23 protein-coding genes are annotated in these 24,059 nt (G+C 49.8%); 15 read left to right on the top strand and 8 right to left on the bottom strand.

Annotated elements, in window-relative coordinates; translation table 11 throughout:
• Nucleotides 1-48 precede the first annotated feature (48 nt).
• From phnE to phnP, 11 genes are all read left to right on the top strand, one after another.
• A complete protein-coding gene (phnE, locus tag OLMES_RS26900; protein WP_157678644.1) occupies nucleotides 49-861 on the top strand; it encodes a phosphonate ABC transporter, permease protein PhnE in 813 nt (270 codons plus the stop codon).
• 124 nt (nucleotides 862-985) lie between these two features.
• The gene (phnF, locus tag OLMES_RS26895) at nucleotides 986-1,681 is read left to right on the top strand and encodes a phosphonate metabolism transcriptional regulator PhnF (protein WP_087464098.1); all 696 of its coding nucleotides are present in this window, start codon (nucleotides 986-988) and stop codon (nucleotides 1,679-1,681) included.
• The gene (gene phnG / locus OLMES_RS26890) at nucleotides 1,678-2,169 is read left to right on the top strand and encodes a phosphonate C-P lyase system protein PhnG (protein ID WP_087464097.1); all 492 of its coding nucleotides are present in this window, start codon (nucleotides 1,678-1,680) and stop codon (nucleotides 2,167-2,169) included. Before phnF ends, phnG begins: the two co-directional genes overlap by 4 nt.
• The gene (gene phnH, locus OLMES_RS26885; protein WP_087464096.1) at nucleotides 2,169-2,834 is read left to right on the top strand and encodes a phosphonate C-P lyase system protein PhnH; all 666 of its coding nucleotides are present in this window, start codon (nucleotides 2,169-2,171) and stop codon (nucleotides 2,832-2,834) included. The genes phnG and phnH overlap by 1 nt, the downstream gene beginning before the upstream one ends.
• A 63-nt stretch (nucleotides 2,835-2,897) precedes the next feature.
• Nucleotides 2,898-4,115 carry a carbon-phosphorus lyase complex subunit PhnI gene (locus OLMES_RS26880; RefSeq protein ID WP_087464095.1) on the top strand — a complete coding sequence of 406 codons (1,218 nt, stop codon included), beginning with the start codon at nucleotides 2,898-2,900 and terminating at the stop codon, nucleotides 4,113-4,115.
• A complete protein-coding gene (locus tag OLMES_RS26875; protein WP_087464094.1) occupies nucleotides 4,112-5,008 on the top strand; it encodes an alpha-D-ribose 1-methylphosphonate 5-phosphate C-P-lyase PhnJ in 897 nt (298 codons plus the stop codon). Before OLMES_RS26880 ends, OLMES_RS26875 begins: the two co-directional genes overlap by 4 nt.
• Entirely contained in the window at nucleotides 4,998-5,876 is an 879-nt protein-coding gene (gene phnK, locus OLMES_RS26870) for a phosphonate C-P lyase system protein PhnK (protein ID WP_087464698.1), read from the top strand. Before OLMES_RS26875 ends, phnK begins: the two co-directional genes overlap by 11 nt.
• A gap of 37 nt (nucleotides 5,877-5,913) precedes the next feature.
• Nucleotides 5,914-6,630, top strand: coding sequence for a phosphonate C-P lyase system protein PhnL (gene phnL, locus OLMES_RS26865; protein WP_232465219.1), 717 nt, complete (start codon nucleotides 5,914-5,916; stop codon nucleotides 6,628-6,630).
• Nucleotides 6,631-6,667: 37 nt separating this feature from the next.
• Nucleotides 6,668-7,813, top strand: a complete 1,146-nt coding sequence (locus OLMES_RS26860; RefSeq protein ID WP_087464093.1) for an alpha-D-ribose 1-methylphosphonate 5-triphosphate diphosphatase — start codon at nucleotides 6,668-6,670, stop codon at nucleotides 7,811-7,813.
• A 61-nt stretch (nucleotides 7,814-7,874) separates the two neighbouring features.
• The gene (gene phnN / locus OLMES_RS26855; protein ID WP_157678643.1) at nucleotides 7,875-8,555 is read left to right on the top strand and encodes a ribose 1,5-bisphosphokinase; all 681 of its coding nucleotides are present in this window, start codon (nucleotides 7,875-7,877) and stop codon (nucleotides 8,553-8,555) included.
• 23 nt (nucleotides 8,556-8,578) lie between these two features.
• On the top strand, nucleotides 8,579-9,340 hold the full coding sequence (gene phnP / locus OLMES_RS26850; protein WP_087464091.1) for a phosphonate metabolism protein PhnP: 762 nt from the start codon (nucleotides 8,579-8,581) through the stop codon (nucleotides 9,338-9,340).
• Between the two features lie 69 nt (nucleotides 9,341-9,409).
• Here the strand turns inward: phnP and OLMES_RS26845 are convergent, their stop codons facing one another.
• The 4 genes from OLMES_RS26845 to OLMES_RS26830 form a co-directional block, all read right to left on the bottom strand.
• Nucleotides 9,410-9,850 carry a type 2 periplasmic-binding domain-containing protein gene (locus OLMES_RS26845; protein WP_198343148.1) on the bottom strand — a complete coding sequence of 147 codons (441 nt, stop codon included), beginning with the start codon at nucleotides 9,848-9,850 and terminating at the stop codon, nucleotides 9,410-9,412.
• A gap of 12 nt (nucleotides 9,851-9,862) precedes the next feature.
• Nucleotides 9,863-11,038, bottom strand: coding sequence for a hypothetical protein (locus OLMES_RS26840; RefSeq protein WP_087464090.1), 1,176 nt, complete (start codon nucleotides 11,036-11,038; stop codon nucleotides 9,863-9,865).
• Between the two features lie 227 nt (nucleotides 11,039-11,265).
• On the bottom strand, nucleotides 11,266-12,885 hold the full coding sequence (locus OLMES_RS26835; RefSeq protein ID WP_087464089.1) for a methyl-accepting chemotaxis protein: 1,620 nt from the start codon (nucleotides 12,883-12,885) through the stop codon (nucleotides 11,266-11,268).
• A gap of 148 nt (nucleotides 12,886-13,033) precedes the next feature.
• Nucleotides 13,034-13,828, bottom strand: coding sequence for a lysophospholipid acyltransferase family protein (locus tag OLMES_RS26830; RefSeq protein WP_087464088.1), 795 nt, complete (start codon nucleotides 13,826-13,828; stop codon nucleotides 13,034-13,036).
• Between the two features lie 210 nt (nucleotides 13,829-14,038).
• On the opposite strand from OLMES_RS26830, the gene OLMES_RS26825 reads away from it, so the two are divergent.
• The gene (locus OLMES_RS26825; protein ID WP_087464087.1) at nucleotides 14,039-14,566 is read left to right on the top strand and encodes an FKBP-type peptidyl-prolyl cis-trans isomerase; all 528 of its coding nucleotides are present in this window, start codon (nucleotides 14,039-14,041) and stop codon (nucleotides 14,564-14,566) included.
• A 75-nt stretch (nucleotides 14,567-14,641) separates the two neighbouring features.
• On the opposite strand, the gene OLMES_RS26820 is transcribed toward OLMES_RS26825, so the two are convergent.
• A complete protein-coding gene (locus tag OLMES_RS26820) occupies nucleotides 14,642-15,871 on the bottom strand; it encodes a lytic murein transglycosylase (protein ID WP_087464086.1) in 1,230 nt (409 codons plus the stop codon).
• 280 nt (nucleotides 15,872-16,151) lie between these two features.
• On the opposite strand from OLMES_RS26820, the gene OLMES_RS26815 reads away from it, so the two are divergent.
• Nucleotides 16,152-16,718, top strand: a complete 567-nt coding sequence (locus OLMES_RS26815; protein WP_087464085.1) for a hypothetical protein — start codon at nucleotides 16,152-16,154, stop codon at nucleotides 16,716-16,718.
• A gap of 27 nt (nucleotides 16,719-16,745) precedes the next feature.
• A complete protein-coding gene (locus tag OLMES_RS26810; RefSeq protein WP_087464084.1) occupies nucleotides 16,746-17,048 on the top strand; it encodes a hypothetical protein in 303 nt (100 codons plus the stop codon).
• A gap of 71 nt (nucleotides 17,049-17,119) precedes the next feature.
• Here the strand turns inward: OLMES_RS26810 and dapA are convergent, their stop codons facing one another.
• The 3 genes from dapA to OLMES_RS26795 all read right to left on the bottom strand — a co-directional run bounded on the left by dapA (nucleotide 17,120) and on the right by OLMES_RS26795 (nucleotide 23,399).
• Nucleotides 17,120-17,992 (bottom strand): 4-hydroxy-tetrahydrodipicolinate synthase, encoded by an 873-nt coding sequence (gene dapA, locus OLMES_RS26805; RefSeq protein ID WP_087464083.1) that lies wholly within the window; start codon nucleotides 17,990-17,992, stop codon nucleotides 17,120-17,122.
• A 279-nt stretch (nucleotides 17,993-18,271) separates the two neighbouring features.
• Nucleotides 18,272-22,897, bottom strand: a complete 4,626-nt coding sequence (locus tag OLMES_RS26800; RefSeq protein ID WP_198343147.1) for a DEAD/DEAH box helicase — start codon at nucleotides 22,895-22,897, stop codon at nucleotides 18,272-18,274.
• 10 nt (nucleotides 22,898-22,907) lie between these two features.
• Nucleotides 22,908-23,399: a GNAT family N-acetyltransferase gene (locus OLMES_RS26795; RefSeq protein WP_087464081.1), complete on the bottom strand. Its 492-nt coding sequence runs from the start codon at nucleotides 23,397-23,399 to the stop codon at nucleotides 22,908-22,910.
• Nucleotides 23,400-23,526: 127 nt separating this feature from the next.
• On the opposite strand from OLMES_RS26795, the gene OLMES_RS26790 reads away from it, so the two are divergent.
• Nucleotides 23,527-23,943 (top strand): hypothetical protein, encoded by a 417-nt coding sequence (locus tag OLMES_RS26790; protein ID WP_087464080.1) that lies wholly within the window; start codon nucleotides 23,527-23,529, stop codon nucleotides 23,941-23,943.
• Nucleotides 23,944-24,059: the final 116 nt, after the last annotated feature.

Here is a 24,059-nt window from a genome sequence, read left to right as displayed (position 1 = left end):
TGTATTTGTCTGCGGGCTGTATTCAAGAAAAAGAGATAGAGAAGCAAGATGATGTCATCAAATGCGATGGGAAGCTCCCCGCGCCATCAGGAAATTTTAAAAGGGCGTGCAAATCAGGTCGGCAAAGGTATCGCCTGGTTGGTGATGGTTCTGATTCTTGCTTGGGCCTGGCAAGGTGCGGAGATGAATCCAATATCGTTGTGGCAGGATGCCGACAACATGTGGACATTAATTCAGGACTTTGTACCGCCCGATTTCACCGATTGGAAACTCTACGTCAGTGAAATGATTGTTACGATTCAAATTGCGCTTTGGGGTACGTTGCTGGCGGTTATTGTTGCAATTCCTTTTGGTATTTTATGCTCGGAAAACATCGCGCCCTGGTGGATCGTTCAACCTACCCGGCGCCTGATGGATGCCGCCCGGGCAATTAATGAAATGGTATTTGCGATGTTGTTTGTGGTCGCGGTTGGCTTGGGTCCTTTTGCGGGGGTGCTCGCTTTATTTGTCCACACCACAGGTGTGCTGGCGAAGCTTTTCTCTGAGGCCGTTGAAGCAATCGATCCTGGCCCTGTAGAGGGCGTCAGAGCGACAGGGGCAACCCGTATTCAGGAAATCATTTATGGCGTGCTGCCTCAGGTGTTGCCATTGTGGATTTCATTTTCGCTCTATCGATTTGAATCCAATGTACGCTCTGCGTCCGTGGTTGGCATGGTCGGCGCTGGCGGGATTGGCGTAATTTTGTGGGAATCGATAAGAGGATTCACTTTTCCGCAAACCGGGGCGGTTATCCTGATCATTATTGTTTCGGTGACGGCGCTAGATGTGATGTCACAACAAATACGCAAACGTTTTATTTAATAGCGTTATATCAAAGAACAACAACCGTTAACTGTAATTAGAAAAGAGAAATGCGGGTTTTTTTGGTCTCCTAGGAGATCTAGACGTCTACAAGACTCGCATAGATTATTCATGGAAGTAAAAAATGGCAATTTATCAGCAAGTTGCAAAGATTCTTGAAGGCGAGATCCGAACCAACTTCAAAGTGGGTGATTTTCTCCCCTCGGAGTGGGCACTGGCAAAACGTTTTTCTGTCAATCGGCACACCCTGAGGCGGGCAGTTGATGAGCTTGTGCATTCCGGAATGGTATTGCGCCAGCATGGTCGTGGCACCATTGTAGTCGATAATCGTATTGAATACAGCATTCGAAAACGTGCCCGGTTTACGGAATCGTTAAAAGAAATGGGATTAAAACCCGAGGCTCGAGTTGTACGCCAAAGTTTAACCCAAGTGGACGAAGCGTTTAGCCGTGACAGTGGTTTTTTGCCAGGTACAAACCTGCTGGAACTCTGTACCTTGCGCACCGTGGATGGCGAGCCAATTTGTATCATCAGCCACTTTCTGGATATCGAACTGGTACCGGGCCTGGCTGACCAATATCGGGAAGGATCGCTGCACGCTTATCTGGAAAGCACATATGGTTATCAGGTACAGCGACGAGCGGGCTATGTATCAGCGCGATTGCCGGACTCGGAAGATGCAACCTGGCTTAATTGCTCTCAGATGCTGCCAGTTTTGGTCGTGCGCTCGCATAATATTACGCAGACTGGAAAACCGATTGAATATTCTGTCTCCCGGAGTCGATCCGACCGATTTGAAATGAAGGTGGCCATGTTATGAATTCATTATTGGATGGGCAGCCCGGTACTGCAGTAACCTCGAAGGTGGGGGCTGAGTCTCCCCTTGAGCTGCGACAGCTGTGGTTAAAGGTTTTGGCGCGAGCCAGCGCTGCCGAGATTAAAGCACGTTTTTGCGATTTTCCCGCGTATCGGCTTATTCGAGCCCCTGAAGTGGGGATGGCACTGGCAAAGGCCAACGCCGGTAGCGATGGTCAGACTTTCCACTTGGGTGAGATGACCATGACTCGTTGTGTGGTCTTGTTGGAGTCGGGGGAAACCGGTTTTGGTTTTGTCCTGGGTCGGGATAAGGCCCATGCAGAATACGTTGCAGTTTTGGATGCGATGCTGCAGCGCTCTGACAATCACCCACATTTGATGGCTGAGTTGATTATGCCATTGGCAGAGCAGCAACGGGAAAAGCGTGAGCAACAAGCAAGGACTACACAAGCTACAAAAGTGGATTTCTTCACTATGGTTCGAGGGGAATAATGAACGAATTAAACGAGTTGACCACACCCGGTGCCACTGTACTCTGGCCGGCTTTTACTGATCCGGTCGAAGCGGCACAGAGTACTTTCAGACGGATCCTGAAAGCCTTGTCGGAGCCCGGAACTTTACTTCAGATGCCCCATACTCCAGCGCGTACAGCGGATATGCAACAGTGTTTACCGGATGCTGCATACTGCCTTGCGTTAACACTGTTGGATCAAGATACGCAAGTCTGGTTGTCCCCGCGTTACCGGCATCCCGACGTGATCGCGAATCTCCGTTTTCATTGTGGTTGCAAAATTATCAACACACCGGGATCTGCGGATTTTGCATTTGTGCACAGCAGTGAGGTGACTTCCTTCAGCGAATTTTCTCGAGGCACTCAGGCGTATCCAGAGAAATCGACCAGTGTGATTTTTGAAATGGAATCGCTGACCGCTGGCTTGGCCTTGCAGCTTTCCGGTCCGGGCATACCCACGGTACGCCATCATCAGGTTAAACCTCTGCAGAAAAACATGCTGCAGCAATGGTATCGAAATCAGGCCGATTTTCCCTGTGGCATTGATATGTACCTGACTTGTGGCGACAAGCTTTTAGGAATACCCCGAAGCACCCATGTTCAGTTACATGAAGAGGTCGTGACCTGTGCCTCGGAAGCGGTATAGCAACTCAGGTTTATTCGTAATGCAATTGATATCACAGGGCGTGCAAACGCGGAGGAGTGTTTCATGTATGTTGCGGTAAAAGGTGGCGAGAAGGCCATTGATAACGCACACAAGGCGATGGCTGACCGTCGCCGTGGGGACAAGAATGTACCCGAACTGTCGGTGCAACAGATTCAGCAGCAAATGGGTCTGGCGGTGGACAGGGTGATGACAGAAGGTTCTTTGTATGATCCTGAGTTGGCGGCCCTGGCCTTGAAACAGGCCAGTGGTGATACCCTGGAAGCGGTATTTCTGTTACGGGCTTATCGCACCACACTGCCGCGCTTTGCGACCTCGCTTCCTTTGCAAACCGAAAGTATGAGTCTCCAGCGTCGCATTAGTGCCACTTTCAAGGATATTCCGGGTGGTCAGTTGTTGGGGCCGACCTATGACTATACCCATCGATTACTGGACTTTAAGTTGTTGGCCGAGTCCAGGTCTGGAATAGAACAGGACAGCGGAATAGAGCAGGACAGCGGAATAGAACAGGACAGCGGAATAGAGCCGCTCAGCCAATCTCAGGATCAGAAATCGGATGATCCGAGTCTGGATGGAGATCATTGTCCAAAGGTGTTGAATCGTTTAGCGGAAGAAGGATTAATTGAATCCTCGCCAACCGGTTCCGGTGATCCGGCGGATTTGACCCGGGAACCTCTGGATTTCCCCGCAGACCGCTCTGCACGATTGCAAGCACTGGCCCGTGGTGATGAGGGCTTTCTGTTGTCATTGGCCTACTCAACCCAGCGCGGTTATGGTCGCAATCATCCTTTTGCCGGAGAGATTCGTATGGGGGATGTGGAAGTCTGGATCGAGCCGGAAGAGCTTGGCTTCCCCATTTGTTTGGGCGATATCACGGTAACCGAGTGCGAAATGATCAACCAGTTCGCGGGTAATGACCAACAGGCACCCACTTTCACGCGCGGTTACGGCCTCGCATTTGGCTATTGTGAGCGTAAAGCGATGTCAATGGCGTTGGTAGATCGTGCGCTTAGAGGCCGTGAGCTAGGTGAAGACGTTGAAGCGCCTGCCCAACATGAAGAATTTGTACTGGCCCACTGTGACAATGTGGAAGCCAACGGGTTTGTATCGCACTTGAAACTGCCGCACTACGTCGATTTCCAGTCTGAACTCGAGTTGTTGCGAAAACTCAGAGCCGCACACGACGTGCGGAAACAGGATAGAGTGACTGAGGAGACGGCGACTCCGGTTGAACCGGATCGGGTGGAGGAGCAACGAGCATGAATCAAGTTAATCGGATTGCCGGATATAACTTCGCTTATCTTGATGAGCAAACCAAACGCATGCTGCGTCGCACGATATTGAAAGCCGTTGCGATTCCGGGTTACCAGGTTGCTTTTGGGGGGCGGGAGATGCCGTTACCTTACGGTTGGGGAACCGGGGGCATGCAGGTCACTGCTGCGATTCTGGGAACAGCTGATGTGCTCAAGGTCATCGATCAAGGTGCGGACGATACCACAAATGCGGTCAGTATTCGGCGTTTTTTTGAAAAGGTTGCCGGTGTCGAGACCACCATGGCGACGTCTGAGGCAACTGTTATCCAAACCCGGCACCGCGTTCCGGAAGCGGATCTTCAGGAAGATCAGATTATTGTATTTCAGGTTCCCATTCCTGAACCCTTGCGGTTTATTGAGCCGAGCGAAACCGAAGCCAGAACGATGCACGCATTGCAAGAATACGGTGTCATGCATGTGAAACTATACGAGGATATCGCCCGCTTTGGTCATATCGCGACAACCTATGCCTATCCGGTTAAGGTCAATAATCACTACGTGATGGATCCTTCGCCCATTCCGAAATTCGATAACCCGAAACTTAACTGCAATCCGGCTTTGCAGTTGTATGGTGCGGGACGGGAAAAACGGATTTATGCGGTTCCACCTTACACTGAAGTTCGGAGCCTGGATTTTGAGGATCACCCGTTTGAAATTCAGGAATGGACGCATCCCTGTGGGATATGTGGCAGTTCCAGCAGTTTTCTCGATGAAATTATCACCGATAACGACGGCTCGCGAATGTATGTTTGTTCAGATACCGATTTTTGTCAGGCCAACCTGAGTCAGAATTCGGCCAGTACAGAAAATCGAATGCAATCGGGAGATGAAAATGGTCAATAGCCAGGAAAACCTCGCTGTCTCTGGACAAGTGGAGCGTTCGCCAAGTGATGTAATAGACGAGAGTCGTGTCGTGGAAAAGAACCAGCGCTTCTATGAAACACCGCTGCTCGATGTGCAAGGACTTACCCAGTTGTATGGACCGGGTAAGGGTTGTGCCAATATCAACTTTGATCTGTATCCAGGTGAAGTGCTGGGTATTGTTGGCGAGTCCGGTTCGGGCAAAAGTACATTGCTTAACTGTTTGTCCGGTCGTTGTGCCCCCCAGCAGGGACAAATGCTATACCGACCCCAAAACAGTGATCACCCCGTTGATTTTTATCAACTTTCAGAAGCTTCACAGCGACGTTTGATGCGCGAAGAGTGGGGAAGTGTGCATCAAAATCCACGGGATGGAATCCGGATGCAGGTGAGTGCCGGGGCGAACATTGGCGAGCGCTTGATGGGGATGGGGCAACGGCACTATGGCAACATTCGTGCCCGTGGACAGGACTGGTTGCGGGCGGTTGAGATCGACCCGGAACGCATTGATGATCTGCCAACAACCTTCTCAGGAGGTATGCAGCAGCGGTTACAAATTGCACGCAATCTTGTGACCTCGCCCCGACTGATATTTATGGATGAGCCCACGGGAGGGCTTGATGTGTCCGTACAGGCCCGGTTACTGGATTTGTTGCGACGCCTTGTGGTGCAAATGCACTTGTCGGTTGTGTTGGTTACCCATGACTTGGCGGTCGCCCGCTTGTTGGCCCACCGATTGGTCGTGATGAAGCAATCGGAAATCGTTGAGCAGGGGATCACTGATCAAGTTCTGGATGACCCGCAACATCCGTATACCCAATTACTGGTTTCGTCTGTATTGACCCCTTGATGCCGGGAAAAACACTGTAATAGGCAGAATTCGTCATATGAATGCAATGATACAAGTTCAGGATTTAAATAAGGCCTTCACTTTACACAACCAGAGTCATACCCGGATAAACGTGCTGAGTGATGTGAGTTTTCAAGTCGAGGCCGGAGAATGTGTTGCGCTGACAGGTGCATCAGGTGCAGGTAAGAGTACGCTTATGCGTACGATATACGGAAACTATAAAGCGCAATCCGGTGCGATCTGGGTTAGTCAAGGTGCAGTAAATCCTCATCATGGGGATGGAAAGGTTAATCTGGTAGAGGCGAGCCCGCGAACATTGATCGAGCTCAGACGCCATACAATAGGGTATGTCAGTCAGTTTTTAAGGGTTATTCCCCGGGTTCCGACGCTGGATATTGTAATGGAGCCATTGCGAGAGCAGGGTTATCGCGAAGAAGTCGCCCGTCGGAAAGCGCAGACTATTCTGGAATTGCTCAATATCCCCGACACCCTGTGGCACCTGGCTCCGGGCACGTTTTCAGGCGGTGAGCAGCAACGGGTCAATATTGCGCGTTGCTTTGTCGCAGATTATGCCATTTTGTTATTGGATGAACCGACTGCATCACTGGATGCGGAAAACCGGAAAAACGTGTTGTACCTGATGCGTGAAGCGAAAGCCGCAGGAAAAGCATTGCTAGGCATTTTCCATGATGAATCAATTCGGGACGAAATTGCGGACCGGCAACTGAATATGGCTGCTTTTTCCTCGCCTTGACGGGATTTGGCTGAGGATGATGACAGGAGAAGTAAGAATGGACGTTAAACAAATATTAACCAATGCCCAGGTGGTTACCAAGGATGAGGTATTTTTGGGCACGGTTGTCGTCGAACATGGCTCAATTGTCGCCATTGATCAGGGCCTGAGTCAGGTACCGGGTGGTATTGATTGCCAGGGTGACATTCTGATTCCGGGTCTTGTCGAACTACATACCGATAATCTTGAGAAATACTTCACCCCTCGTCCTGGCGTCGACTGGCCCTCCCGTTCGGCAGTCTTGACCCATGATGCACAAATTGTCGCATCAGGGATAACCACGGTGTTTGATGCATTGTCGTTGGGAGATATCAACCAAGGCAGAGAGCGCCTGCGTAATTTGCAGGATATGGTTGATGCATTGAATGAAGCGGAACAGCAGTCTGTGCACCGCGCCAATCATTATCTTCACTTGCGATGTGAAGTCAGTTACGCGGATGTGTTGGGTCTTTTCGAGTCGTTACTGGATCATCCCATGGTGCATCTGGTATCCGTGATGGATCATTCGCCCGGGCAACGCCAGTTTGTCAAAGAAGAAAAGTACCGTGAATATTATCAGGGTAAATTCGGTATGACGACTGAGGAACTGGATAATTTTATTGCGCGTCAAAAGGCTGCGAGTGCGTTATACAGTGACCAGTATCGTGCACAAATCGTGGCGCGCTGTAAGGAAAGAGCAATACCGGTGGCGAGCCATGATGATGCTACGGTGGAACACGTCCAGGAGAGCGCCAACTACGGCATGCGTATCGCTGAATTTCCCACTACGATGGCCGCGGCCCGGCTTTCACACGAAAACGGTCTGAGTGTTTTGATGGGCGCGCCAAATATCGTGCGGGGGGGCTCCCATTCGGGCAATATCGCTGCGTCGGAACTTGCCCGAGAGGGCGTACTGGACATTCTTTCATCGGATTATTACCCATCCAGTCTGTTGGAAGGGGCATTTCGTTTACGGCATGAAGAGAATGCCTATGATCTGCCGAAAGCGATTCAGACCGTTACCAGTACCCCTGCGGAGTGTGCAGGCCTGGCTGATCGTGGTGAAATTGCTATTGGCAAGCGTGCCGATCTGGTTTGGGTCCGTGAGCATCAGAATCATCCCTTGATCCAGCATGTCTGGAACGGTGGGAAACGCGTATTTTAAAGGCGTGTTTTTAAAAGAATAATAAGTACTTTGAGGTAGGTTAGGCATGGGAATGCGTTCGATGACCAGAGAAAATAGTCAACCATTGGAGCCCATAGTGGAACGTAGCAGTCACAATCAGGAACCGCCAAATTCGATGGCGCGGGCAAAGTTGTTCTACATGATGGGACCCTCCGGTTCAGGTAAGGATTCGATTCTCAAGGCGTGCCGGGAACACGCAGAGTTGCGCGACGACTGTTTTGTTGCACATCGATATATCACCCGAAAACCTGAAGTCATGGGCGAGAACCATATCTGGCTCAGTTCCCGGGAGTTTCAATGGCGGGTTTTACGGGAAGCTTTTGCCATGTATTGGCAAGCCAATGGTTATTACTATGGCATTGGTGCAGAAATCGATCATTGGATGGGTAAGGGTATCAATGTTATCGTGAACGGTTCCCGTGACTTTCTGGAAAAAGCCCAGTCGCTCTATCCAAACCAGTTAGTGCCAATTTATTTAAGTGTGAGCCAAAGCCGTTTGCGGGAGCGACTGTTGAAACGCGGGCGCGAAAGCTCCGCTGAAATTGAAGCGCGTCTGCGCCGCGCAGAATGGCTTGAGAAGAGTTTGACATCCGATGTAAATGTGATCGACAACAACCGCACACTCGACGACTCGGTGGATCAATTCCTGCAAATTGTGAATAATGGCGCTAACAATAAACAGACTCAGAAATACCGCGTACCCAATCCGTTTCGAGAATAGATAGCTTAGAGGGGGGAAGGTTAATGCGCTTCACTTTTCTGGGTACGGCTGATGCGGGCAGGGTGCCGCTCTACGGTTGTGAATGTCCTGCCTGTAACGCAGCCCGTACTCAGGTTGCAAAACGCCGGGGGCCTTGCAGTGCTCTGCTGGAAACGGATCAAACCCGCATATTGTTAGATGCAGGCTGGCCTGATCTGGATGAGCGGTTTCCGGTTGGACCCGATGCCATCTTGTTGACCCACTTTCATATGGATCATGTCGCAGGTTTGTTTCATATTCGCTGGGGGGTTGGTACCGCAATTCCTGTGTTCACACCAAATGATAACAAGGGCTGTGATGACCTTTACAAACACCCCGGGCTGCTCGATTTTCGCACTTTTCCCGCGCCATTTGAAAGCCAAACGATTGGTGATATTGATGTCACGCCACTACCGTTAAATCACTCGAAACCCTGTTATGGTTATCTGATTACCCATTCGAGTGGTGTAAAGATCGCGTATTTGACGGATACAATCGGGTTGCCAAATGAAACCTGTGATTTTCTGATCCAGCAGAAGTTATCCCTGCTGGTGCTCGACTGCACACATCCCCCTCAACCTTCATCCGCCAAGCTCAATCATAATGATTGGTTGCATGCACAGGACATTATTAAACGAATACCGGCTGAGCGCACGTTTCTGACCCATATCAGTCACGGTATGGACTGCTGGTTGCGATCAAATCAAGCGGCGCTATCGGGGGTTGAGGTGGCGCGAGACAATCAGGCGATTGAATTCAAGCCCTAGTTCCGTAATGAGGTTAGAAACCATCACAATGGAACTGGGCAGCTTTGTGTCTACAAGACTATTCAAAGCTTATTTGATAATGGTGACCACTTTTACCGTGTCATCCACCAATGCCGCATCAATGTAGCCAATTACATTGGCATTGCTTGCGATCATTTGTTTTACCGCTTCCTGAGACTCAAGCTCTTTGGGTGGTAATCCTTTTCCAGTGAAAACCAGCTTGGACCAGTACGCCCGGACCTGTGATTCTGTTTTGTTGATCAGGTTGCTGTTGATCAGCTGTCTCTGTGCCGAAGTCAGTGGCAAATCGACCGGTACAATTTCGGTACCATCGGGAAATGTTTTCACTTTGGCAAGGAATATACGGGAGATGTCTTTTTCGTTTAACGTGACATCTTTTCCGGGATTGATCACAATGGCCACGTCAGCAAAGCTGGCGCCGGAAAAGCAAAGTACTAGAATTGCTGTGAAATGGCTGAATATACGTCGTGAAATACTGCTTAATTTCATGTCTCTGTCCCCTTAAAAGATAAAATCCAGACCAAACGCCAATACGTCGACTTCTAAAGCTTTACCTGCAGCGAATTGTGGTAAACCAGCAGGTCCTTTGACGAAGACATCATCGGAATTATCGACACGGTGGGTGTAGTCCATCTTGAGCGCGGCTTTAGGGTGGAAATCCCAGCGCACACCCAGATTCAAGGATTGGGAGGATACTTTCTGGTTGGCGTAAACCGGACCGAGGGGGCCAAAACCTTCAGGAGTGACGGTAATCTCACGATTCGACAGGGTAATATGCGGCATGACTTTGCCAAAACGAACCCCGCCGGTAATCATCCAGGACAGGCGTTCATCGAATGTCGAGTTATCGTATACAGACTGAATGGAATCACCTAAGCGCATATAGGTGACTTCCGTGCCCAGCATCCAGCGCCCTTTGTCCACGAAGAAGCCCAGGCTGGAAAAAAAACTTTCTTCTGCTGCGTTATCACGTTCATTTAGAGGTGTGCCTTCTACCCAGACTTCGCCATGATGCGTTGAAACCCTGACTTTGAACCAGTCATAGGTTGCTGTGCCGGCCCAACCGACAAAGTTTTCAATATTAACCCGGCCGACTTCACTGCCTTCTTCCTCGCCATCGCCATAGTAAAATTGCAATTCAAGGTCCCAGTAACCGAGGGAGTTTGTGTAGTAGGTTGAAATACCCTCAAATGAAACAAGGCCTTCTCCGTAAACTTCAATAGGTGGACGAATCCAGTGATAAGCGTAAGCAACTTCCTGGTAGTCCGAGTAGTTGTAGAATGGTAAACGCTGACGTCCGATTCTGCCGATCAGATTAGGCGTGATATTGTAGCTGGCATAGAGCCATTCCAGACCAGTCTGGAAATCGTTGCCGCCTCGCGTAACCAACTGAGCTGTAGCGTGCAGCCCTTCAGTCAGGTCAGCATCAATTTGTAGTCCGAAGGAGGTATCGGGTTTGAAGGATATGGTATCCTGATAGTAGGCCGATGATTCATCCGACATCGTTGGATCGGTAAGATATTCCGTGGTTTTACCGTTGGGCAGTGTTTCATCGCTGACGACCACCCCACCGACTAATGATCCAAACCCGCTCCAACGGATATCGACCGCCTGAGTCTGTTGACTCAGACATAGCAGTGGGACCAGTGCTGCACACCAATAATTATTTTTTTTCATGAGTAAAAGCCCTCCTGATGCCAGCGAAATCTCCGTTAACGCGCGATTTCCGGAACGCTGGTGATAAATGGATTTATAACACTTACATAGATCGGCATCACAACTTGGCTGTGATGCATAACGTTAGTCTAGAATAAGATTTTAAAAATGCACACGTGTGCATAAAATCGTGGCCCTTTGCCAATCGTAAACTAGCCCTATCGAAATGGGTCAAAGGGACACAGTAGTTAAACTTTGAATTTTTGTGCGACCGTACTGAGACTCATGGCCATGCCATTGAGCTCATTGCTCAATGTGAGTAGATCCTGGGAGTAGTGTCCGGCCTGTTCTGTTTGTTGTTGGGTTTCTTCAACATGTTGCACCATTAACGCGGAAATGGTTTGTTGCTCCTCTGTGGCAGCGGCAATCTGGTCGTTCATTGAATCAATGGTATTCACCGTTGCACTGATGGCTTGCAGGCTGGCTCCTGCTGTACCTGCCAGAGTAACGGAATGGTTCACTTGCTCAGTACTGGACTCCATCGCAAGAACGGATGCTTTTGCGGCATTCTGGAGTTGCTGTAACATGGAGTTGATTTCCTCCGTTGATTCCTGCGTGCGAGAAGCCAATCCTCTGACCTCATCGGCGACGACCGCGAATCCCCGGCCTTGTTCTCCGGCACGAGCCGCTTCAATTGCCGCATTCAAGGCGAGTAGATTGGTCTGTTCTGCAATGCCTTTTATGACTTCCAGTACCACATTGACTCGCATCACATCCTTTTCCAATTGCGAAACTTCGGTGGCAGCAGACTGGATTTGTTGTGCCAGGCCTTGAATTCCGGTCACCGTATCATTAACGATGCCGTGTCCTTTCTCGGCTTCCTGGTTTGCCTGACGCGCTGCATCTGCTGCATCAGAGGCGTTTTCCGCTATATTTTTTACACTCAGACTCATTTCATCTACGGACAGCTTGGCCTGTTGGGTGTTTTGACTTTGGGCCGACATGGCGGACTGAAGGTCCTGGCTCAGTGAATTCACGGATTGGGAGGCATTTGCCAAGGGACCGGCGGTTTGTACAATCTCTTTGACGATGGATTGAAGTTTATCGACGAAGCTATTGAACCAATGTACCAGGTCTCCAACTTCATCCTGAGCATTGCTCTTAAGTCTGATGGTTAGATCACCATTGTCCTGAGCAATATTTTTCAAGGTGTCGATGACCCCTTGCAAATTCTTTTTAATCGTTGAGCTTATGGGAAGGGATACCGCAAAAAGAATGAAAATCATAACCGATCCAAGCGTCATGCCGATCGAGGTGATGTCATTTGCGGCGTGATTGGCATTATCGAACGCGTTGGTAAATATCGCGAGTCGTTCTTTGTCGAAATCCTTCAACTGGGTTTCAAGTGCGCTGAGAGAGCTGGACATGGTTGTACTGCGTTGGCCAACCGTGGAGAAATCAGCCGTTCCGTCAATCATCTCCTTGGAGAGGGTAAATGCGAGGGAATAATAGTTATCAAAGGCTGAAGCGAGCGTCATGATGGCGTCTTTGCTGTCTTCGGAAACCTGCTTGGCCTGGGTAAAGTTAACCCGAACATCTTCTGCCAGCTGTTTCGCGGTTTCCAGCATTTCCGGCTCACTGGCTGACACCGCGGTACTGAGGGTGTCTTTGATTTTCTCCAGCTTGGCGAGGTTATTTCGCGCCATCATTAACAGTGGAAACTCAACGTTACGGGCATTGTCCAGTAATGTGACCGTGCTGTTGATATAACTGATACTGACAATAAAGTAGGATAGGAACCCGAGTGTACCAAATAAAGGTATCAGCAGGATTTTCTGTCGGATAGACAGCTTTCGAAAAAAGTGCATACTCACCTCAATTTTGTCGTTATTATTGTTTTAATTCTAGACAAAAGTGCCAGTTTTTCTAGAGCATTATTCCAAGACCTGTCTTGAAATAAGCTCTGAAATACCGGCTTGAGGTGAATTGACCTGCAGTGAGCATGATCAAGGCGGGTTAACCGTTTTTAACGTGAGTCCTTCTAAACCCTCGCTCACTTGAGTGGGCAGTACGCATTGTTGCCGACATATCGATGGTTCGGGATTGAGGATGATCAAGTGTTGTGATAGTGCTGGACATTTCATCCCAGCAAGTTTGCATCAACTTATCGATATCCTCTGGCTTTAAACCACGGGTCTCAATCTTCGGCAGAATTTTGATGGTAACGTCACCACTATGAAATTTATTCAAGTTGATTGTTTTCTTGTAGCTGTTAGAGCAGACCGGAACGATGGGCATACCGGACTCGATTGCAGTGATGAATGCGCCCTTTTTGAATGGCAGGATATTGTTACCCTTGTTGCGAGTGCCTTCGGGGAAGATCCATACCGAGGTGTTATCGCGGGTTAGTGTCTGTGTGGCCATCTGCATTGCTTTGCGGGCTTGTTGCCCGTTGCCGCGATCAATGAGTACATTCCCCGCCAACCAGTATAATTGGCCGAAAAACGGTATAAATTTCAAACTTTTTTTACCGATGGTCACCGTACGCGGGGGTAGCATACTGCCAAATACGAACAGATCAAGATTGTCTTGATGATTGGCAACATAGATGCAAGGTTCTTTGCCGAGATGCTCCTGACCCTGAATCCTGAGTTTGAGGCCGAGTAAACGAATACCACCCCATGAAAAGATACGGGCACAAAGATAATTATTATCCGGATTGAAAGGTCGTAACAGACAGAGCAGCAAGCCCGCGAACGCAACGATCAAAAAATAGCCGATTACCAATGGAATACGTAACATCAGAATCATAAATCTCACTCCTCTAACGTCGGGATACAACAGACAGCTCCCCGATTGCATTTTAGCGTACACGTGTTCGCTGAAATAATCAATTGCACTTTTGTATAGATCTGCAATATAGAAACCGGGATAATACAGCCCCTTCTATTTAACGATTGAGCACATTCCATCGCCGCGAACCTCGCTGCTGATGGCATGTTTGACCATTGAGTACTTGCTATGAACACTGAAAATACAACACCTGAAGCCATTACCAAGAATGTTGTGGCAATGTTCCACTACACATTGCATAACGAGGCCGGAGACGAAGTCGAGAACTCTCGAGCGGGAGATCCCATCGCCTACCTGCATGGTTACGGAAATGTGATTCCAGGTCTGGAAAAGGCAATGGAAGGCAAGGCTCCGGGCGAGTCGTTCGAGGTGACGGTCGCACCGGAAGAGAGTTACGGGGTTCGCCAGGAAAATAACAGCCAGCGAGTGCCAATCAAACATTTGATGGAGTGGCAGGAAAGTAAAGGCAAGTTGAAAATTCGGCCCGGTATGGTTGTTGCCGTCAATACCGAACAAGGGGTTCGTCAGGTTACCGTGGTTAAAGTGGGTAAATTTAATGTGGATGTAGACACCAATCATCCTCTGGCCGGAAAAACATTAACATTCAAAGTGGATGTTGTTGAGTTGCGTGCAGCCAGTGACTCGGAAATTTCCCATGGCCACGCCCACGGACCCGGTGGACATCACCACGATTGAGGCTCAGCGGACTCCCGTCCGCTGCAATTCGTGAAACCGGAGCCCGCAGGGCCAAACTGAAACCAGAGGCCGATACTAATTGGTCAGGCTTATACCGAGTGCCTGTAACAATGATTTGTCCGGATAACCGTCCGCGATCATATTGTGTCGGGCCTGGTAGGCCCGTATCGCTTTTCGCGTTGAAGGCCCCATAATGCCGTCAGGTTTACCGGTATTAAAGCCTTTTTCATTTAAAGCCTCCTGCAAATAGCGGATCGCATTTAATGGGTACTTCTCGATATCCTGAGGTGGTGGCGTGCGCAGTGTCCCTGCACCATTAATGCGGTCTGCCAGGTGGCCTACTGATATCGCATAATATTCCGATCTGTTCCAGCCCATAATCACACGAAAGTTGCTATAGACCAGAAATTTCGGGCCTTTGTGTCCGGCAGGTACCAGTAACGAAGCTTTTAATTGTGCCTTCGGCAGTAGGTTGCCATCTGCTGTGCGCAGCCCCATTTTTCGCCACGTTTCAAGTTCTCGGGGCTGGTCCAGACCGGCAGCGGCATAGTCAAAACCGGCCGGTAATTTTACCTCTCGTCCCCAGCGTGTACCGGTTTCCCAGCCCATACTTTTCAGAAACAAGCCTGCGGACATTGCGGCATCTTCCAGACTGTTCCACAAGTCTCGTTTGCCGTCGCCATCGTGATCGTGGGCGTGGGTTAAGTAGTTCGAGGGCATGAATTGAAAATTACCCACGGCTCCGGCCCATGATCCCCGCATTGACTCGGCACTGGCATCCCCTTTTTCGATCAAGCGAAGTGCAGCAATAAATTCGCCGGTAAAAAACGCACTTCGTCGACGATCACAGGCCAAGGTAGCCAGGGAATCGAGAGTCGACATATTACCGAGATACCCGCCATAGTTCGTCTCCAGCCCCCAAAATGCCACGATGTACTGAGCAGGCACGCCGGTTTTCCGGGTAACTTCCTGCAATAGAGGTCTGTGTTGGGCCAACATTTCACGGCCGGTTTTAACGCGCCGGTCATTCACCCTCAGATTCAAATAGCGACTGAAACTACTGGTGAATTCCGGTTGCTTGCGATCCAGTTCAATGACTTTTTCGCTGTAAGCAATATTCTGGAATGATTTATCTATGGTTTCAGTGTTGACGCCTGCGGTGATCGCCTTCTGCTTCAAGTTGACAAGACATTGATCAAACTCTGGCGGATTCTCTGAGGCGTACAGGTTGAGTGGACTCAGCACAAGGCTGGACAGGGCGACCGAGTAAACTCGGAGCCGTATATTCCGGGTGAAAGTGAGCATGGGGGAACCACCTCTTCCTTGGATCGTTGTCTTTATTTTCAGAGCCTTACTATAGCGGACAGAATAGGCCTGTGGCCAGAGAATTGTAGCCCTGGTACCTCGACACCGAACTTCATTGGCTGTTCACAATGATGCACTCTATTATTAGGTTGAATAACGGTTGGTGAACAAACTGGACAACTGTTGACTGGTGGTCTGAATAATCATTGTTTACTCGAATAACTGTAATCCTGAAGTCTCTGGTTTGAGAGGTTTTAATGTCTGGCTCATGAAAGTGTTCATGCTGTTTTTGCTCATGGTGTTCCCGCTACTCTCGCAAGCTCTCGAGTCTGAACTGGGGCTCTTGAATAAATTACCGCCAAATTTTTCAGGTTTTCAGGATCGTGACGTGCAATCGTTTCCAGATGAACGATTTGGCGCTTCGGCCGGATATTGGCAACTGGAAGGAGAGCAGTACACTACCTTAACGGTAATCCTTTATGACGGCGGCTACGGCCCCGTTGAAACTGGAATCACCTCGCCTCTAAGTAAACAGGCTTTTGATTCAGCTATTTCTGATATTCAGACTTATGAACAACGGGGCTTTTATCGTGATGTTCAGGAAGTTTCCCGGTCAGAGACCAGTGTCAGCAATCTGCCGGTTTACTTCTCCGAGTTTAAATTCAATGTCGAGCGCAATGGCGGTTACACCGGCGTGAAGTCATTCCTTCTGGTAACCGGCGTTCACGGATTTCTCATGAAAGTCCGGCTGACTGGAGATACCAGTGATCTGAGTGAGGATAGAGTGTTCGATATCGTGACAACCGTGCTGCGGTATTTTCGTCACGAAGACCCATTGGCTCGCTAGTTTCATGTATTAGGCATTTTCATTACTATGAAGTACTACTTGTTCTTTGCCGTACTGCTCTTGATTTATGGGGCGTTGTATTGGTATTCGGTGCATGACAAAGGGCGTGGAGCCCGAATTGCGTTTGTTTTAAGTACGTTGGCATCTTTTATGTTGTTGGTTGTCTGCCTGTCTATAAGCCTGCTTTTGGCTTCTGCTGCCATCGGTTTAATCCTGTTCTGGGCATTTCAGCACCAGGAGGCCAGAGAATCTCGCCTAACCCGGTATGGCGCTCTGGGTGGTGTATGGTTGTCCTTACCGTGGGTGATTTACACTTTGGCGAATGGGTGAAGCTTCATAGCGTTGAAGTGTTGAATGTCACGAAGAGGCTTGTGCTTCTTCGTGACTTATTTTGCTTTTTCTTAAACAAGCTCCAGCGACTGGAGGGCGGATTTGATCATCGTTCGGGTCTCATTTGTAATTGGCATCATCGGTAAGCGCACATCTTCATGGCAGTGTCCGAGTAACGATACAGCGTATTTGATTCCGGACGGGCTGGGTTCCCGAAATAAAGCCTGATGCAGGAGCATCAAGCGCTCGTGCAGCATCAGTGCATGACTGAAGTTACCCTGTTGGCAAGCCCGCTGCAGTTCTGAACACAGCCTCGGCGCGACATTGGCCGTAACCGAGATACAACCATTCCCTCCCATGGCATTGTAGGCCAGTGCCGTTATATCTTCCCCCGAAAAATAGCTGAAGGGCTTATTGATAAGGCGTCGTTCCTGGCTGATTCTTCCCAGATCCTGAGTCGCATCTTTTACGCCAACCACACGGGGGAGCTCGGAAAGTTTGGCGAGGGTCTCGGGTTGAATATCGACAATTGTTCGCGGCGGGATGTTGTAGATGATAATCGGGATATCAGTATGGTCGTGAAGCAGCTGGAAATGAGCGTATAAGCCCGCTTGATTGGGGCGGTTATAATACCCGGCCACGGCCAGCACGGCATCTGCTCCCGCAGACTGGGCGCTGTGGGCGTAGGTGATGGCTTCATTCGGGTTATTGGAACCCGCACCGGCGATGACGGGTATTTGCCCCGCGGTCTCCTCGACAACAATCTCGATCACCCGTTTGTGTTCCTGTTCTGTCACCGTCGAGGCTTCACCGGTGGTGCCCATGGGAATGAGGCCATGACTACCAGATTCGATATGCCAGCGAACAATTTTTCTGAGGGCACTTTCATCGATTTCGCCATTCCGGAAGGGTGTGATCAGTGCGACGTAAGATCCGTAAAACATGAATTACTCCTTTTTTGAGCCAAAAAAAAGCCCGGCTGCAGTATTGCAGCCGGGCCCGGTGTTCTATCGTATTTTTTCGCTTTTAGTCCGAATTATGAACGACGCATGCCATCCCCGCTGCAGAAGAGATAACCCTTCTTGCTGTGTTTACGTTTGGATTCAGTGCGTTTGGCGTTCATTGTGTTATTCAGGAAATTTCAAGCTTTTCAAATTGGATGTGCCGTTATCCTAGCGCGTCTTTTTGAGGATGTACACTCTCTTTCATCCCAATCTCAAAACTTAAGTCAACCGACGTTGCAATGTGACCTTGCGATGGTCGTGAAAGACATCAAATCTGGCCTGGAGTGCAGGTAAATAAGGACTGTCAGGTGCCGTTTGATCGTTGATGGTCTCGATTTCGATACAGTTTGCAGTGCGGGGTTCCCGGTAGAGTAAATGGTGTAGCAGGTTCAGCACGTCCGGCAAGTCCGGGTCATCCGGTGCAATGTTAATCTCCAGAACTTTACCCAGCTTGAAGCTGATCATGACGACAGCAACGCCCCGAAATACAAGGTGAGTTGTGTCCAAACGCTTGGGGCGCTGATGTTTCAGTGGTTTGAGGGCTGAGCCGCAAAAAGACAAGGGATCAATGGCGCTGAGCCAGTATATTCCGGATGCCTGATCCGTTTGTTGCAGTCGCCTGAAAGCGGTCGGATCAATAAACTGAAGACCGGGTATATCCTCGAAAAAATGACCCGTCAGGACTTCACGGGTCAGTTCCATGAGCCGTAACGCCCTGAAAACCCGGCCCCAGCGAAATTCAGGTAACTCCTTCTGTAATAGTTCTCGAAATAAAATGCCATAACGGGCCAGTAGCACTCGAACCCGGTCTTTCTCCAGCTCAAGTTGATCCGGAGAGTGTAGATTCAGATCCTCCGGTATTGCATTGGCGTTGTCCCATGAATACCAGTTTCCGGGCATTGATAGACCTTGCTTCCAGGATTTAAATCGACGTTGTGAGAGTCGTTGAGAAGGGCGTCGCGAGCTATAACTGCCAGGAGCGGCAGATGGCGCACTCGACGGGTCTTTGAATTGTTGTTGCAAGCCTTTCCGGAGGGCTGCAATACTGTCGTTGCTGATCTGTCCCCGCCAGACACATCGCCAGAGTTCCGGTAACAATGTCGCTTCTGCCTTGCCGGACTGGCTTGCCAGAATACCGAGCGGGTAACGCCCGGTTATTTCTGTAAAGCCCAATTCAGGCAAGGTGTCCGGTACCTCTTGAGCGGCCAAGATTTCCAGGTCTCCGGAATAACCGAAAGTAATTTGTCGTTCGCCGGTGCCTCGCCACTGGATGTCCGCTTCATTAAACAGATGATCCAGTTGCAGGGGATCATAATCCGGCAATCGAGACGTCAGCAGATCCTGCTCCCAAAATCCTGCTGGAGCCGGATAGCCGCAAAACATTCCAATGAAATTGGCCAGCGCTTCAAGTGGATCTTCATTGTGAATGCCTTGTAGCTGCCAATCAAACAAAAATGCTGGCAAGCTATTCAGCGGTTTGGCTTCAAAAGCAGGGGTTGCGTGCTGCCGTGCCAGATAAATCAGGATCTCAACGTTTTTTCGTTCGCAGTATTGGGGTAAATCCTGGTCGGTTTGTATCAGGTTACCGGCAATTAACCGGTCTTCTTCGACAAGCTCGAGCAAGGCATCCTCAAGTTGGTGCGGATCGAGATTCAATTTGTCTTGTATGGCGCTGACAGTCATGGGTCCATAAAATGACAGCCATTGTAAAAGCCAGGTACTCAACGTCAGCTCAGGATTCAGAGGCTGTGCATTGTCGTGCGTTTTGCAGGGAGAAGTACCAGAAACCGAGCCGGGAACAGAACCGGGAACAGAACCGGCATGGTCCTGACGCTGTGTGATGGGGTAGTACAGATACTCATGGTTTGCATAGAACAATTGGGTGATCGCGAATAATTGTTCATTGGCGACAACCAGACAGATCTTGTTCTCGTTCGCCTGTAACGGTGAATTAACCTCTAAAATGCTCAGACGTTGAACCAGCGCCGATTCAAACTCATCCGGTGTGGTCGGTCCGTATTCCTGTGCCATGGCGGCTCGCAAAGCTCGCCACTCGCCAGCGGGGATGATGAGTCGTTCCTTAACCCATTCCAACAGTTCTGAGGGGGAATCGGGTGCGTAACCCGCACTCAATCGTTGTCGTTTCGTATTGAACGCTGCAATGATGTCGAGGGGTATTTGGGGCCGGCTCTCTGTATCGAATACCAGTGACTGGAGTAATTGGTCACTCAAGCTGGAAGCCGCCTGATTTTTGGGCGTGTCGTCCATGTACATGTATTGATTGACTTGATCCCAGCCGATGTTTTTAGCCATCGGGCTGGGGGTATTGACGCTGCACAGTGACCAGCGAATAGCGCCGCTATCCAGTTGCTCAAGCTTTGTGCGTAAGCCTGTCAGGTCAAATTCATCCTGAAAGCAGGTACGCCACGTCTCCAGCAGTATTGGAAAATCGGCGGCACTTCGCACCACATCCAATAATTTTTGGGATTGCAGACGACTCATCCAGAGCGGATGTCGCTGATTGAATTGGCCTTTGCTGAGCAGGAGTGCGCGACCGGCGCATTCCCGGAATCGGGCACCAAAAAAGCCTGATCCCTCGAGACGTTGACGTAACAATGACTCCAGTTGTTCTGCGGCAACCAAATGCAAAAGTTGCTCGGCTGCAATTCCGTGGGGAAGTTGCAGAACCAGGCAGTCATTGCTGCTGAAAATTTCTATTTGTTCACCAAACTGCTTTTGCCAGGCGGCTTCCAGTGCCAGCGCCAATGGCCGGTTCAGGGGAGCCCCCCAAAACGTATGTATTACGATTTGCCGTCCTTGTTGATAACCGAGAAAAGAATGCACTTCCTCGATTACGATATGATGCTGATGGGGTAATTCAACTCCAGTGTGTTGGCGTTGCTCGACAAGAAAGGTGAGCAATGCCCGGCTGGCGGACAGGTCAAGCGCGTATTCGGATTGAAGATAGCGGTGATGGAGTAGGTTAATGAGGGGATCAAGGGATTCCTTTGCTTCACTGAGATCGGTATTGATGCGTTTTAGAAAAATCCCGATGCGAGCGGAAAAATGTACATTCCGATTCAAGCTTTCTGCCTTCCAGAACGGTGGCGGAGTTGGTCCCCGTTTGCCTGGCAAGACAAAGACATCATTGTGAGTGATGCGCTGAATCTGCCAGTTCTGGGTGCCCAATGTAAACGTTTGCCCGACTCGGGTTTCCCAGACAAACTCTTCATCCAGCTCGCCAATCTTGGCTGAACTGTCTTGATGTCGCAGATGAAAATATCCCCGGTCCGGAATGACACCCCCTGCCTGATAGAGCGTTAGCACCGCACCTTTGGTGGCGGTTGCAGTTTGTGCGATTCGATCAACATTGATACGGCGTTGCAGTTCACGAATACGATTGTCACTGTATTGTCCCGCCAGCATATTGAGCACCAGATCAAATTGCTCCCGTGACAGATCATGGTATGCAGAACAGCACCGTAGTTGATTATAGAGTGTAGTGAGTGGCCATGACTGGATTGCGGTGCAGGATATGATGACTTGCGCCAGCACATCCAGTGGGCATTGCACGGGTTTGAGCGGTTCAATGGTTTTATTTAATACGGCTTCAGCCAATACTGCCGTTTCCAGAAAGTCCTGGGCGTGAGTGGGTAAAAAAAGGCCTTTACTTACTTCGCCAACCCGGTGACCGGCTCGACCAATGCGCTGGATAGCGGAAGCCATTGCATCAACAGTCTGAATGAGCACCACTTCGTCAAGTGCCCCGATATCAATACCCATTTCCAGTGAACTGGTTGCGATAATCGCTGCCAGTTCGCCCTGTTTTAAGCGTTGTTCCACCTCTTTCCGCAATTCTTTTGACAGGGAGCCGTGATGGGCATAGGCCACCACGCGTTTTGCGGCGGTATTCACTTTGAGTGTGAGCTTTTCGCACAACGCGCGACTGTTCACGAAAATCAGCGTCGAGCGATTTCTGGCGATAACGTCGAGTAGCTCTTCTGCCAGAAAATCCCAGAGGGTTTTATCGGTCGCGTGCTGGCGCAAGCGGTCGGGATAGAGGACATTAACCTCATAGGATTTTTGTCCAGCGCCCTGTCCTTGCAGGATCTGCACATCCCGGGCGATATATGAAGGAACCGGACTATCGGTATCTTCACATCGATAGCCGCCCAGAAACCGCGCTGCGACCGACATGGGCTCAATGGTGGCTGACAGCGCAATGCGCTGAAATTCACCGGACAGAGGCACCAGTCGTTCAATCGCAGACATTAAATACGTTCCCCGTTTGTTACCCAACAGACTGTGCAACTCATCCAGAATGACGGTATCCAGTTGATCCAGCAGGCTGATGCCACTGCGTGAACTGAGCAGTAAATTCAGGCTTTCGGGTGTGGTGATCAGGATATCCGGTGGCTGCCGGAGCATCTGCCGTCGCGCATTACTGTCGGTGTCTCCGCTGCGGGTTTGTACCCGAATCAGAGGGAAAGATTCGCCGCTTTGTTCAACCTCTGCTTTTTGTTCAACCTCTGCTTGCAGCTGTTGCAAGGGAAGCAGCAAGTTTTCGCGGATATCGTTATTCAGTGCTTTGAGTGGTGAGATATACAAAATCCGGGTCTGCCCCGCTTTGAGTTCCCCGGTGAGGAAGCGGTTTATCGACCAGAGGAAGGCTGTCAGTGTTTTCCCGCTGCCCGTTGGCGCGCTGATCAGGCAGTGTTTTCCCTCGGCGATACGGGGCCAGGACAAGGACTGTATTTCTGTCGGCCGGCCGATGTCTGAAAACCAGTTTTGGATAGCGGGATGAAAAAGCTTTAAAACACTATGATCCGCAGCGTGCTCTGACATGGTGGTATATTCACGTGGTGGTCGGTGTTGTTTGGTTTGGGGCCAGTGCCGTATTTGGGGCCAGGGTGATCGCCATCGGTTGGTACTGCAAGCCTTGATATTCTGCAGCCGGTTCGGTAATCCGGAAACCATATCTCTGGTAGGCGGGGACGGAGGGTAACGATGCCCTGACGGTGATTGTATGACCGGCAAGGCTTTGTAATGCATGATTTACCAGTGCAAATCCGATTCCCCGATGTTGATAGTCCGGATGGACAAACAGTGTGGCGATATGGCGCATTTCTTTCACTTCAATGACACCCACTACGACGTCATTTTGTTCGTACACATACCCTTGATAGTCTTCCCGTAACCGGAGTGCCAGTGCCTGTGGTTCTGCAACCTTCATAAACGTGGCAACCCCCTCATTGCTTAGCGTGGGGGCAATCGAATGGTTGAATGATCGTTGCAGCAGTTCGGAAACAGCTTCAATATCGCGCCATTTCAGGTCTCTAATGCTCATTTTTCAGGTTTCCTTCGGGTCCGCTTTTGTCTTCGGTGTCCATCGTGGTTCTGGCGGCGTTATAATAGCCGCTGCCATCAGCGGGCTGATGGTCAAGGAGTACGACCAAAACAAGGATATTAACATTATGCAAAATTCAATTTTTCATTGTAATCGACTGGTAATCCTTTTGTTTATCCTGTTGATCCCAATTTTTTCCGGTTGTTCCGGATTTATGATGGGTTACACGAAAGATAACGCTCAAAACCGGTATTTGCTGGTCGATTCCAGCGCCGAAAGCCTGGGTTATCAACGGTTACGCTATATGCAGGATTATCGGGATTCACTCTCCGGTTTTGTGCGAGAACATGGCGCACCGGACTTTATTTACGAATACACCACAGATGAGGGCCGGGAAGGTGCACGGCTGTATTACTATCGGAAAAATGTGACCTATATCTTTGAGGAGGCCACCTGGCGGCCCAGCTCGTTCTACCTTAAAAACTATCGCGCGCTGACAGATTATGAGCGGCAAACCTACAAACAGTTAAAGCAGGATGGTTAATTAAAACAGGGTAGTTTATCGAAGCAAGTGATCTAATCAAAACAGGATCGCGAATCAAGTCTCTTCAAGGGCGGTTTGAAAGTTAGTGGCCGCCCCGGCGCTATGGCAGTGCGATA

It is taken from the genome of Oleiphilus messinensis (assembly GCF_002162375.1).
GTDB lineage: Bacteria > Pseudomonadota > Gammaproteobacteria > Pseudomonadales > Oleiphilaceae > Oleiphilus > Oleiphilus messinensis.
The sequence above is the reverse complement of the archived record's forward strand: the minus strand, read 5'-3'. Positions and strand labels throughout refer to the sequence as shown.